We start from the raw sequence: 12,813 nt of genomic DNA, 5'->3' as shown, positions 1-12,813 counted from the left end.
ATCACTCCTTTCACGATCCACCTAAGACGTTGACAACGTGCGAAGGTCAAGCCCGATCGATCGGAACCCGATTTCGCCCTCGGCCGTCTCGCCTGACGGGCTACGGTCCAGATTGTGACTGCTCTGACCGAATTGCTGCGCCGGGACGCGATAGCGCTCGATGTCGAGGTGGACGACTGGCAGGAAGCGCTGACCGTCGCCGGATCGCTGCTGACGTCCACCGGCATCGCGACCGACACGTACACCGCTGAGATGATCGAGAGCGTGGTCGAGAAGGGGCCGTACATCGTCATCGCGCCCGGCTTCGCCTTCGCTCATGCGCGACCGTCGCCCGCAGTGCACCGCACCGGAATGTCCTGGGTCCGGCTCGCCCGTCCGGTCGCGTTCGGTCACCGGTCGAACGATCCGGTCGATCTGATCGTCGCCCTCGCCGCCACGGACACCGCCGCCCATACGGCGGCGATGGCCGACCTGGCGAAGGTGATCGGCGATCGGACTCGACGTGATGCGCTGGAGGGCGCCCCGACGCCGGAGGTGGTCCTCGAGATCCTGGGCGGTGCGAAGGCGCCCGAATCCGAGGACGCGCAGCGGAACACCACCAACAAGATCCTCACCGTATGCGGCAACGGACTGGGCACCAGCCTGTTCTTGAAGAACACGCTCGAGCAGGTTCTGAACCGCTGGGGTTGGGCGCCGTTCATCTCGGTGGAGGCAACCGACACCATCTCGGCGAAGGGCAAGGCCAAGGAATCGGACCTGATCCTCACCTCCGGTGAGATCGCCCGCACGCTCGGCGATGTCGGAGTCCCTGTCACGGTCATCAATAACTTCACCAGCACCGATGAGATCGATGCGGCCCTCCGCGACAACTACGACGTCTGAAACGAGCGATCATGGACTGGTTGGTCACCGCCGCCGAATTCATCGTCAATGAGATCCTCTCCGTCCCCGCGTATCTCATCGGGATCATCACGGCCGTCGGACTGTTCGCACTCCGCAAGTCCATCGGCGAGGTCATCGGCGGTGCACTCAAGGCCACTCTCGGGTTCCTGCTGATCGGCGCGGGATCGACATTGGTCGTGTCCTCGCTCGAACCGCTCGGCGTGATGCTGCAGGGCGCGACCGGCGCGCACGGCGTGGTCCCCACCAATGAGGCGATCGTCGGCATCGCCCAGAACGAGTACGGCGCACAGGTCGCCTGGCTGATGATCCTCGGTTTCGTGGTGAGTCTCGTTCTCGCGCGCTTCACGCCGCTGCGGTACGTGTTCCTCACCGGCCACCACACGTTGTTCATGGCGACGCTGCTGACGATCGTGCTCGCGACGAGTGGGCTCAACGCGGTGACTGTCGTGACTGCGGGCGGCGTGCTCCTGGGCGTGGTGATGGTGGCGCTGCCCGCCATCTCGCAGCCGTGGACCAAGAGGATCACCGGCGACAACTCGATCGCCATCGGGCACTTCGGCACCCTCGGCTACGTGGTGTCGGGCATCGTCGGCCGCTTCGCCGGCGGAAAACGGAGCCGTTCGGCCGAAGATCTCAAGCTCCCGGAGTCACTGCGTTTCCTCCGTGACTCGATGGTGGCGACCGCGTTGTCGATGGTGCTCATGTACTTCGTGGTGTCCCTCGTCTACGTGGGCCGCGTCGGCAGCTCCGAGGCCTACCTCGCGTACGCGGCGGAGGACGGTTCGGGCGCCTCCACCGGAATGGGCAACTTCTTGATGACCGGCGTGACGCAGGGCCTGAGTTTCGGTGTCGCCGTCGCCGTCATCCTGTTCGGTGTGCGCACCATCCTCGGCGAACTCGTGCCCGCGTTCGCGGGTATCGCCGAACGCGTGGTCCCGGGCGCGGTGCCTGCGCTGGACGCGCCCATCGTGTTCCCGTATGCGCAGAACGCCGTGCTCATCGGCTTCATCTCGAGCTTCGTCGCAGGACTGGCGGGCCTCGCCGTCCTGACGACGTGGCTCGGACCGGCCTTCGGCTGGGCCCTGGTCCTCCCCGGCTTGGTCCCGCACTTCTTCACCGGCGGTGCAGCAGGTGTGTACGGAAACGCCACAGGCGGAAGACGGGGCGCGATGCTCGGCGCGTTCGCGAACGGTCTGCTCATCACGTTCCTCCCCGCGCTCCTGCTCGGAGTGCTCGGCAGCTTCGGCGAAGAGAACACCACCTTCGGAGACGCCGACTTCGGCTGGTACGGGATCCTCCTCGGTAACGCGGGCAAGATCGGTGGGGTCCCCGGTGTGCTGGTGATGCTGGCGATCGGCGCGACCCTTCTCGCCCTGGCCGTCGTGGTGCAGAAACGCCTGGTCGATACCGGTTGGGACCCGTCGCCTGACCGGGAACCCGCCGGGACGGCAGCGGCGGCCGCACCGACTCCGCCCTCGGAGTCCGGAGGTGCCCGTGCCTACGCGAAGATCCCGCCGCCCAAGGGCGCACCGAAGCCTCCGCCGCCGCCGAGCTGACGGCGTCACCGAGTGGTGACCAGCGGCGACAGGAAACGGAGAACAGGTTCGCCTCGCTATTCTCGCTCAACCATCGATAGGAGAATCCGATCGTGGGAGCATGCCCGCCACGGAGCCCGATCCTGCGTCCGATCCTGGCGATACTGGCCGCCGTAGCGATGCTCACGCCGCTCATCGCGGCCGGTACCGCAGATGCCGCGCCACGTGTGACGCCGATGCCGAAGGGATTCCTCTGGGGTGTGTCGTCGTCCGGCTTCCAAGCAGAAGGCCATTCGCCTCCGAGTAATTGGACCCGATACATCCGCGCAGGTAAGACCGATGACGCAGTCGGCACGTCCGTCGACTTCCGTCACCGCTACCGGGAGGACGTCGCACTCGCGAAGGCCCTCGGCGTCGAGGTGTACCGGGTCGGCATCGAATGGGCACGCGTGGAGCCTCGCCCGGGCCGCATCGACCAGCGCGAACTCGCCTACTACGACGACCTGATCCGGACCATCGTCGACGCGGGTATGCGCCCGATGATCACTCTCGATCACTGGGTCTATCCGGCCTGGATCGCCGACCACGGCGGCTGGGGCTGGGCCGGCACTCCACGGGCCTGGCTCCGCCACAACCGGATGATCGTCGATCGCTTCGTGAAGTACCACCCACTCTGGATCACCATCAACGAGCCCGTCACCTACCTCGCGAGAGAGGTGCAGTACGGCGGGATATCGATCGACGAAGTCCCGCTGATGACCGACCGACTGGTTGCGGTTCACCGGAGCATCTACGACCACATCCACCGTCGCGATCCGGCTGCCATGGTGTCGTCGAACGTCGCCTACCTGCCCACCGTGGAGCCGCTCGTCGACCGTGCGATCCTCGACCGCATCGCCGACAAGATCGACTACGTCGGCGTGGACTACTACTACTCACTGACGCCGACGGACCTGAGTGTCGCGTCGGCCGCGATCGACCGGATGTGGGACGCGTCGATGGCCGCCGACGGAATCTACTACGCCCTTCGTGATCTGGGCGAACGGTACCCGGATACACCGCTGTACGTCGTCGAGTCCGGAATGGTCACCGAGAACGGCAGGCCGCGATCCGACGGGTACCGGCGTTCGGACCACCTGCACGACCTCGTCTACTGGACGCAGCGCGCCCGCGACGACGGATACGACGTGATCGGCTTCAACTACTGGTCGCTCACCGACAATTACGAATGGGGCAACTACGACGCGAGGTTCGGCCTGTACACGGTGGACGTGAAGACCGATCCGGCATTGGTCCGACGCCCGACCGACGCGGTCCCCGTGTACCGGCGGATCACCGCCCGCAACGGAGTCGGCCCGTCACGGGGACCCACGCGGCCCGCGGTGTGGTGCTCACTGGTCGCCGCACCTGCGAGTTGCGCTCGTCCGGTTCGGTGAACGCGATCAGCGACGTGGTCTCGGCGCACGCCCCGTCTGCTTCAGCGCCATCCGCAGCGCGTACTCCAATTGCGCGTTCACACTGCGCAGGTCGTCTGACGCCCACTGCGCGATCGCGGCATGCACGTCGGGGTCCAGCCGCAGCAGAACCTTCTTGGGCTCCCGCTTCGACGGGCGCTCGACGTCCGTTCGATCACTCATCGCTCTGTTCCCGCGTCAGTTGTACAGCGACCCGGTGTTGACCACGGGCTGCGGTCCCCGATCGGCGCACAGCACCACGAGGAGGTTCGACACCATCGTCGCCCGGCGCTCCTCGTCCAGTTCGACGACACCCTGCGCCGACAACCGGTCGAGCGCCAAGCCCACCATGCCGACGGCACCTTCGACGATCTGCTGACGTGCGGCGACCACCTGCGACGCCTGCTGCCGGACGAGCATCGCCTGGGCGATCTCCGGCGCATATGCGAGATGAGTGATGCGGGCTTCGATGATCTCGATGCCCGCGGTCTCGGTCCGCTCGCGCAGTTCGGTGGTGAGTTCCTCGGCGACCGTCGCACCATCGCGCAGGCTGGTGCGGTCCGCCTCGTGAGCGTCGTACGGATGGGTCGTCGCGAGGTGCCGCACGGCAGCCTCGGACTGCGTCGCGACGTACTGCTCGTAGTCGTCGACCGCGAACGCCGCCTTGAAGCTGTCCACGACCCGGTACGCCACGACTGCGGCGATCTCGACGGGATTGCCGTCGGCGTCGTTCACCTTGAGCATCTGAGTCTCGAAGTTCCGCACCCGCAGCGAGATCGGCCGCTTTTCCGAGAGTGGCAGCACCGCGAAGAACCCCGGCTCGCTGACCGATCCGACGTACCGGCCGAAGAACTGCACCACCTTGGCCTCGTTCGGTCCGATGATCGTCAGGCCCGTCAACCCGAGCAGAGTCGCCAAGCCGAGGAGGATGGCGACCACGATCACGATGGCCAGCGCACCTGAACCGCCATCGGACATGAGCGCTGCTGCTCCGATACCCGCCGCCGCGCACACCAGGAGGATCACCACACCGATGAGCAGTGCCGCGAACCCGTTGGTCCGCCATGCGTTCCGGAATGTCATCAGAGCCTCCTGACGTCTCGCTTCGACCATCGAAGTGATATCACCAGAATATCACCGATAGCCGACCTGAAGACCGGGAACGATCAGGCGGGACGACTAGATCTCGTCAGGCGCCGAGTTCCCGACCTCACCTTCCACGACTGCGCGAAGAACTGGGCCGTACGACGATCGGTTCGATCCTTCACGAAGTACCAGTCCATCTGGGCGGCAGCCGGGGTGACCGTCATGACCGAGTACCCGTGCGAGTCCGCCTCAACCCACCGGGCGTGGTGATTGGCTCCCGAGATAGCCGCTGCCGCAGGTCCGTTCGCGACCCCCTCCGGCAGCTTCACCATGTCGTCGAGATTGTTCGACGTCACCGATGTCACCACGAACTCGACGCCCGTCGTACCAGCACCGGGATAGTCCGCCGCCTGACGCGGAATCTCGTTGGCCCACGACATGTGGATGTCACCGGTGATGAACACGACGTTCCGCTTGTCGGCGTCATCGATCGCCTTCATCAATCGCGCCCGATCCTTCGGGTATCCGTCCCACTGGTCGCCGTTGTACTGGACGCCATCCGCCGGAACTCCCAGCAGTTCGGTCAGCGCCGCAGTTCGCTCCCGGTCGAGCGGCGGAATGAGGACCGGCGAGATCATCACCGGATTGCCGACGATCTGCCATCTCGCGATCGAGGTGGCGATGCCACCGGAGAGCCACTCCATCTGGCGTCGACCGGTGATGGTGCGCGACGGATCGTCGGACTTGCGGGAGAACCGACTGACCTCCTTGTCGCGGTACGTCCGCAGATCGAGCATCGACAGTTCCAGCAGCCTTCCGTAGCGCAGGCGGCGGTAGACATGGCGATTGCCGTCGGACACCTGCGGACGCACCGGCATCCACTCGAAGTAGGCCTGGTCCGCGCGCGCCTTCCGCTTCGCCCACGACCCTTGGGACGGCTCGTGGTTCTCGGCTCCGCGCTCCCACGAGTTATCGGCCGATTCGTGATCGTCCCATGTGCAGATGAACGGGTGCCGGGAGTGCACGGCCTGCAGGTCCGGGTCGGTCTTGTACTGCCCGTGGCGGGTGCGGTAATCGGCGAGCGAGACGATATCGGCGGCCGGTCGATGGGTGCGGACCGGCCCGTTCTTGCCGGTGTACTCCCCGGCCCCGTACTCGTAGATGTAATCACCGAGGTGGATGACGGCGTCGAGATCGCTGCGCGCAGCGAGGAATCGGTAAGCGGAGAAGTAACCCGCCTCCCAGTTCGAACAGCTCACGACACCGAACCGCGCCAACGCCACATCCGCGCCGGCTGCGGGCGCAGTCTTGGTGCGGCCCACCGGAGAGACCTTCCCGGCTGCCGGGCCGCCGACGATGCGGAACCGGTACCAGTAGTCCGTCGCAGCTGCCAGTCCGGAGACGTCGACCTTGACGGTGTGATCACGCGAGGCGTCAGTCGTCGTCGTCCCGGATGCCGCGATCGATGAGAAGCCGCGGTCGGCGGCCACCTCCCAGATGATCGTGGACCCTGCGCCCCGACGCGATCCGGGAGTTGCGTCGGCAGTCGGCGTGACCCGCGTCCAGATGATGACCCCGTCGGGCAGCGGATCACCGGACGCCACCGCATGACGGAACACTCGCGGCGCGGCCGCCGCAGCGCCCGCGGTGATGCCGGCCGCCGGAAGGGTCACGGCGAGTGCACCGACACCGGCCGCGCCGATGAAGGCACGGCGGTCGAGGGCGGAGGAGACTGTTGATTCGGACACCGCGACGACGGTTCCACACCGTGATGACCGCGCGGTGAACCGCGGTTGACGACGGGGTTCGGCGAAGACTCCCGTCCGCCACCTCCCGTTCACCCGTTCATGCCAGGATCTCCCCATGACCGAGAACCACCGCCGCCGATTCAGCACGGATGTCGACCGCCGGGCGTTCCTCGCGGGCGCCGCCGCAGTGGGCACCGCGGCGACGGTGGGTGCAGCCGGGGTCGGCGCTCCCGCCGCATCTGCCGCCGACAGGTACCCGATCCCGTTCAAGTCCGACACGGTCCGAGTTCTGCTCACCGGAGATGCGGGGACCGGCGGGAAGCCCCAGTACGCGGTGGCCGACGCCGCCCGAAAGCTGCACGCGGCCACACCGTTCGACGCTGCGATCGGCCTCGGCGACAACATCTACGAGGCCGGAGCGAACGGCCCCGACGACCATCAGTTCCAGACCAAGTTCGAGAAGCCCAACCGCGGCCTGGACTTCCCGTGGCTGATGACGCTCGGCAACCACGACAATTCCGCGATCTTCCCCGGCGACGGCGGCTGGCTGCTGCGGGGCGAATCGGAGGTGAAGTACCACTCACGCTCCGAACGTTGGTACATGCCGTCGCGGTACTACTCGGTCTCATTCGGGCCGGCCGAGTTCTTCGTCCTGGATCTGAACCCGCTCGCTGCGTACATCCCGCCGTTCCTCTCACCGGAGTGGGAACCGGGCGGGCACTTCATGACGCGCCAGGCGCGCTGGCTCGACAAGAGCCTGCGCACATCGACCGCCCCGTGGAAGTTCGTGTGCACTCATCACCCGTATGCGAACAACGGACCGCACGGCCCGGCGGGAGACTACGACGGGCTTCCTGCGCCACTCAACGGACAGGCGCTGAAGGATTTCGTGGAGCGCCATGTCGCCGGCCGTGCACAGTTTCTGCTGTCCGGTCACGACCACAGTCAGCAGGTTCTGGAGAACGTCCGCGGCTTGCAGGGCACGCGTCAGATCATCTCCGGCGCCGCCGGCAAGTCGGTGTCGAGCTCGTCGCGAAAGCGGTTCCGGGCGAAGTACGAGAACTTCCGGGACCGCGGGTTCATGTCGCTCGAGGTCACGCCGAGCACGGTGTCCCTCGACGTCTACGAGGTCTCGGCCGACCGACCGGGCGCCGAGCACGCGTACCGCACCACGTACCGCCGCTGACTGACGCCGCACGAGTCCGTCAGCGCCCGCCCGAGGGGACCGGCTGCGCACCGCGACGCGGCCGGACCAGCTCGCGACGCGCATGATCGACGATGAGCTCCGTCAACGCGGTGACGAGAGGCGACCGCAGCTTCCAGTACTGCCAGTACAGGGGGACGTCGATCGGCTTCTGCGACAGCGGGATGAGCTGCCTGCCGGTGTGCTCGTCGTCGATCTCCACTTCCGGAACCGCACCCCAGCCGATTCCAGCCTGGATTGCGCGCCGATACTCGGCCGCCGCGGGAATGTAATTCACCGGAGGCGAGACAGGTTCGACGACAAGCTGTTTGAGCGCCTTGATCTGCAGGTGATCATTCGGGTCGAACATCACCATCGGCGCGTACCGCATGTCACGCGCCCGGACTCCATCAGGCAGCCATCGGGCGATGAAGTCCGGTGATGCGACCGGGAAGTAGCGCAATGACCCCAGTTCGACCGTCTCGCAACCGCGCACCACGACCGGTTCGGAGGTGACGGCGCCGACCACGTCGCCCGCACGCAGCAAGTCGGTGGTCACGCTCTCGTCGTCACGATGCAGGTCGAGCGACACCGGGTGCGCCTCGTGGAACGAGGCGACCACCGGGAGGAACCAGGTGGCGAGGGAATCGGCGTTGCACGCGATCTTCAGCACGACCCGCGGCAGCAGACGCGGATCGACGTCGGGTTCGTGCGCGATGCCGGTGAGTTCGCCGCGGGCCTCGGCGACCAGGAGCGACCATTGCTCCCCCAGCCTCGCCAGCACTTCCCCATCAGGCGTTGCGGTCACCGGCTTGGTGCGCCGCACCAGGATCCGGCCGACGGAGTGCTCGAGCGCCTTCACCCGCTGACTGACCGCAGACGGAGTGACGTGCAGCGATACGGCCGCAGCCTCGAAGGTGCCCTCCCGGAGCACGGCAGTCAGGGTGACCAGGCTTTCAGCGGAGACGTCCATGTCGAGAATCACAATTAGAAACTCTAACCTTTCCTAAGAATCATTCACTGGACTAACCATCAGGCCGTTCCTACCGTCGATGACGTGACCACGACCCTTCTGCTCGCCGCCCTCGTCGGCCTCGCCACCGGCACAGGTCTCATCGTCGCCATCGGGCCGCAGAACATCTTCGTGATCCGGCAGGGCGTCCGCGGCTCGCATGTGGTCCCCGTCGTGGCGGTCTGCGTCGTCTCCGACGTCATCCTGATCAGTGCAGGCACGGCCGGACTCGGCGCGGTCGTGACAGCCCATCCGAGCGCAGTCAGCGCTGCGAAGGTCGTCGGCGGCGGTTACCTGATCGTCCTCGGCCTGCTCGCCGGGCATCGAGCGTGGCGTCCCACGGTCGGATCGGCGTCGAACGACGATCCAGACCGCAACCGGGGGCTCTGGGCCGCGCTCGGCACCGCACTGGCACTGACCTGGCTCAATCCGCACACGTACCTCGATACCGTGCTCACCCTGGGGTCCATCGCCAACAGTCATGCCGACGCGCGCTGGGCGTTCACCTTCGGCGCCTGCGCGTCCAGCCTCATCTGGTTCACCGCACTCGGCTTCGGCTCGAAGCGGATGGCACCGATGTTCTCGTCCGTGCGCGCATGGCGCATCCTCGACGCGGCGATCGCAGTGATGATGGGCGGTCTGGGCGTCAGCCTGATCGCGATGAGCTGAGCCACGCGAGAACACGATCCGTGTAGCGTTCCGGTGGTGACCGGAATCTGGGCTGAGCACGTGGCCGGCGGAGGTACGGCGGTGATCCGATGAGCCGCGAGGACCGGGACATGGTCGACGTCGGAGACGGTGTGCAGATCTCGGCATCCAGCATCGGCGACGGGCCGGCAGTTCTGCTGTCGGCGGGGCTCGGCATGCCTGCAGGCACGTGGCAGATCACCGGTCTGCCGGCAGCCCTCGTGGCGGCCGGCTTCCGCGTCGTCACCTACTCTGCGCGCGGCATCGCACCCTCGTCGGCTCCACCCGCGCCGTACTCGGTGCACCACATGGCCGTCGACGCCGCTGAGGTCCTCGATCACTACGGCGTGAACGACGCCGTGCTGGTCGGCTACTCGATGGGCTGCTACGTCTCGCAAGCGCTCCTCGACGTCTGGGGCGGCACCGTGCGCGGCCTCGCGATGGTCGCAGGTGTCCGCTCGTCGACCATCGGCGAAGTGGTCAACCAGATGGAACTGGAACTGATCGAAAGACTCGGCGCCGTTCCGGCATCGGTATCGCTGTTCGAGCAGTTGATGACCACGCTGTCGCCGGAGATGCTCCGCGACGATGCGACCGTCGCCACCTGGCGGGACCTCATGGGCGGCCCGGAGAGCGCGTGGGCGTCCGACGCGGGACAGCACGGGCAGACGGCGGCGTCGTACGCGTGGATGCGCGCAGGTGAGCCGACGATCGAGCGCCTGGCCTCCATCTCCTGCCCGACACTGGTCGTCGGGTTCGGCGACGACGTCTTCTTCCCCGCCGACGGCTCGGCCCAGGCCGCATCCCATATCCCCGATGCCGATTTCCTCCGCATCGACGGGCAGGGCCACGGTGGGATGATGCTCGACCCCGAGCACCGCGCGACGCAGGCCGTCGTCGACTTCTGTGCAGGGCCTGGAATCCGGTGATCTCGATAGATCACCCCTCGACGATTGAGTGACGACCCCTGAGCTTGCGGGCGCCGGCGTCGTATCGAAGTCCGTCAGGTGATGCGGATGCCGTCCCACTCGTGGTCGTGCATGAACGCCTCGGCGAGGCCCACACCGTAGCGGTGACCCTGCCGGGCGATGCTCGCGTAGGCCAGCGGCATCATCACGGCGGGTTTCCGGTCGAGTGGGTCGACGATCACGTCGTCCGCCTCGCGGAACTGCTTCCAGAACTTCCCGAATGTGTTGTCCGGGTACGAATCCTTCTTCCAGCCGAAGATCGCCATGCCTGCACCGATCATCGTGGTGCGTCCGGCGGGTGGGAAGACGATCTCGGAGTTCTCGCCGAAGAACGCCCGATGCACCCCGCAGTCGCGCGTGAACATCATGATGCCGCTCGTCCCGCGCGGGTTGCACTCGATCGTGTACAGCCCCCGGTCGGGGTGGTCGATGAAGTCGAGTCCCATGTGCCCGGTGAAGTTGACCGCCTTCGCGAACTTCTTGGTCCACTCCAGGATTCCGTCGTGATCCACCTGCTCGAACGTGAGGCACGACTTGCCGTCGATCGCATACGACACCGGATACGTCGCATGCGCGTACACCTCGCCGTCTCGGCACACGGAGTACGTGCAGTATCGGTCGCCCTCCAGCCACTCCTGCGCGATCCACGGATTCGTCGGATCGAAGGCGAGGTGACTCAGATCGTCGCCCGGGTAAACCTTGTAAACCTCCTGCGACCCACGCGAGTACGCCTGCTTGACGGCGAACGGGGTGGTGAAGTCGAGGGCGGCCACATCGTCGGGCGACGACAGCTCCGCGAACTTCAGGGTGCTGAAACCGTGTTCGTCCAGCGCCCGCTGGTACGAGAGCTTGTTGTGCAGCGTGTCCTCGAGCTCGAACGGCGACAGGAACAGCTCGCACGTCTCGGGAAACAGCCCGGCCATCATCGCGAGGATGTCGGTCTCCTCGTGGATCGGGATCACCATGTCGACCTTCTCGGCCTCCACGATCGCTGCGAGCTCCCGGCAGTACTCCTGCGGCTCGAACTTGGGCGCAGGCACTCTGTGGAACGCGGACACCGCATTCGAATAGCGGCTCACCGCGATCGGAACGCAATCGACGACCGTGACCCGATGCCCGCCTGCCGCCATGAGGCGAGCGAGATTCAGGGTCAGGAACGACCTCGCGAACGTAATAAGGACATGTTTGCTCGCACCAGACACCACGGATACAGAGTAGACAATGCCCCATGACCGGCGTGTAGCGTATCGAGTCGAGTGTCGGCCGCATATCTAACAGGGGATTCTTCGTTGTTCGCAATCGGCGTCATCGCTGCGTCAATGGCCGCAGTCGCATACGGCGTCTCGACTGTTCTCCGCGCTCTCGGTGCACGTCGAGTCGCCAATGAGATGCGCGAGCAAGGCAATTCGGACGTCGATCAGCTGGGCCCCGGCGGCACAGCGCCGTCGGTCACCTCGACCATGTCGACGATCGCCGACCCGGCGTTCATCCTCGGCACCGTGATGGTGGTCGTCGGCTTCGGCGGCGGTGCGCTGGCCGCCCGCTTCCTGCCCCTGTTCCTCGCGCAGTCGATCGTCGCCGCGAACCTCGTCGTCACCGCACTCCTCGGAACACTGCTCCTGAACATCACCCTGCACACCCGCGACTGGGTGGCGATCTGGCTCGTCGTCCTATCCCTGTTCATGCTGGGGGTGTCATCGTCGAAGGACGCGCACGACTACGCCTCGGATGCCTTCCACTGGGGCCTGTTCGGTGCGACGATGCTGCTGTGCGCGGTCGCACTCGTCGGCGTCTACAAACTCGGCAAGTACGCGGCGGTGGTGGGCGGAGCCGCATCCGGCCTGCTGTTCGGCGTGATCGCCATCGCGGTGCGGGTACTCGACGGCATGAGCCCGTTCAACCTGGTCGAACTGCTCTCCGATCCGGCAGCCTGGACGATCGCCGTGGCCGGCGCAGTGGGCTTCTACGTCCAGACGGTCGCCTTGCAGGTCGGCGCCGTGAACGGCGTCACCGCGCTCCTCGTGGTCGGCGAGACCGCCGGACCGAGCCTGATCGGCGTCGCGTTCCTGCACGATTCCGCACGCCAGGGCCTCGCCTGGCTCGCTGTCGTCGGCTTCATCGGCGCCGTGGTGGGAGCCGTGCTCGTCGCCTGGTACGGCACCGGCGACCCCGACCACTTCGGCGACGCTCCACCGGAGAAGGGCGGCTGGCGGCGCGGCCGCGAAGTGGCCGAGTAG

General features: G+C 66.4%; 12 protein-coding genes. 7 read left to right on the top strand and 5 right to left on the bottom strand.

All coding sequences use genetic code 11. From position 1 onward, the window contains the following. Nucleotides 1–114: 114 nt before the first annotated feature. From FO044_RS01125 to FO044_RS01115, 3 genes are all read left to right on the top strand, one after another. Entirely contained in the window at nt 115–882 is a 768-nt protein-coding gene (locus tag FO044_RS01125; protein WP_132992848.1) for a PTS sugar transporter subunit IIA, read from the top strand. Nucleotides 883–893: 11 nt separating this feature from the next. Beyond that, nucleotides 894–2,459 (top strand): PTS ascorbate transporter subunit IIC, encoded by a 1,566-nt coding sequence (locus FO044_RS01120; RefSeq protein WP_132992847.1) that lies wholly within the window; start codon nt 894–896, stop codon nt 2,457–2,459. 158 nt (nt 2,460–2,617) lie between these two features. After that, a complete protein-coding gene (locus FO044_RS01115; protein ID WP_132993419.1) occupies nt 2,618–3,874 on the top strand; it encodes a family 1 glycosylhydrolase in 1,257 nt (418 codons plus the stop codon). A gap of 6 nt (nt 3,875–3,880) precedes the next feature. Here FO044_RS01115 and FO044_RS01110 read toward each other — a convergent pair whose 3' ends face one another. The 3 genes from FO044_RS01110 to FO044_RS01100 form a co-directional block, all read right to left on the bottom strand. Continuing rightward, nucleotides 3,881–4,075, bottom strand: a complete 195-nt coding sequence (locus FO044_RS01110; RefSeq protein ID WP_132992846.1) for a type II toxin-antitoxin system antitoxin — start codon at nt 4,073–4,075, stop codon at nt 3,881–3,883. A 15-nt stretch (nt 4,076–4,090) separates the two neighbouring features. Then, a complete protein-coding gene (locus FO044_RS01105) occupies nt 4,091–4,975 on the bottom strand; it encodes an SPFH domain-containing protein (RefSeq protein WP_143965295.1) in 885 nt (294 codons plus the stop codon). 83 nt (nt 4,976–5,058) lie between these two features. Next, nucleotides 5,059–6,681, bottom strand: a complete 1,623-nt coding sequence (locus FO044_RS01100; RefSeq protein ID WP_143965942.1) for an alkaline phosphatase D family protein — start codon at nt 6,679–6,681, stop codon at nt 5,059–5,061. 160 nt (nt 6,682–6,841) lie between these two features. Between FO044_RS01100 and FO044_RS01095 the strand changes: the two genes are divergently transcribed. Then, nucleotides 6,842–7,912: a metallophosphoesterase gene (locus FO044_RS01095; RefSeq protein WP_132992844.1), complete on the top strand. Its 1,071-nt coding sequence runs from the start codon at nt 6,842–6,844 to the stop codon at nt 7,910–7,912. A gap of 19 nt (nt 7,913–7,931) precedes the next feature. Here the strand turns inward: FO044_RS01095 and FO044_RS01090 are convergent, their stop codons facing one another. Then, nucleotides 7,932–8,882, bottom strand: coding sequence for a LysR family transcriptional regulator ArgP (locus FO044_RS01090; protein WP_132993417.1), 951 nt, complete (start codon nt 8,880–8,882; stop codon nt 7,932–7,934). 84 nt (nt 8,883–8,966) lie between these two features. On the opposite strand from FO044_RS01090, the gene FO044_RS01085 reads away from it, so the two are divergent. Further along, nucleotides 8,967–9,590, top strand: a complete 624-nt coding sequence (locus FO044_RS01085; protein ID WP_132992843.1) for a LysE/ArgO family amino acid transporter — start codon at nt 8,967–8,969, stop codon at nt 9,588–9,590. An 89-nt stretch (nt 9,591–9,679) separates the two neighbouring features. Further along, entirely contained in the window at nt 9,680–10,537 is an 858-nt protein-coding gene (locus tag FO044_RS01080; RefSeq protein WP_132992842.1) for an alpha/beta fold hydrolase, read from the top strand. A 74-nt stretch (nt 10,538–10,611) separates the two neighbouring features. On the opposite strand, the gene FO044_RS01075 is transcribed toward FO044_RS01080, so the two are convergent. Beyond that, nucleotides 10,612–11,781 (bottom strand): ATP-grasp domain-containing protein, encoded by a 1,170-nt coding sequence (locus FO044_RS01075; RefSeq protein WP_235831391.1) that lies wholly within the window; start codon nt 11,779–11,781, stop codon nt 10,612–10,614. A gap of 84 nt (nt 11,782–11,865) precedes the next feature. On the opposite strand from FO044_RS01075, the gene FO044_RS01070 reads away from it, so the two are divergent. Continuing rightward, nucleotides 11,866–12,813, top strand: a complete 948-nt coding sequence (locus FO044_RS01070; protein WP_132992841.1) for an EamA/RhaT family transporter — start codon at nt 11,866–11,868, stop codon at nt 12,811–12,813.

The sequence above is a fragment of the Gordonia zhaorongruii genome, from assembly GCF_007559005.1.
Lineage (GTDB): Bacteria > Actinomycetota > Actinomycetes > Mycobacteriales > Mycobacteriaceae > Gordonia > Gordonia zhaorongruii.
This window is presented reverse-complemented; position numbering and strand designations above follow the sequence as displayed.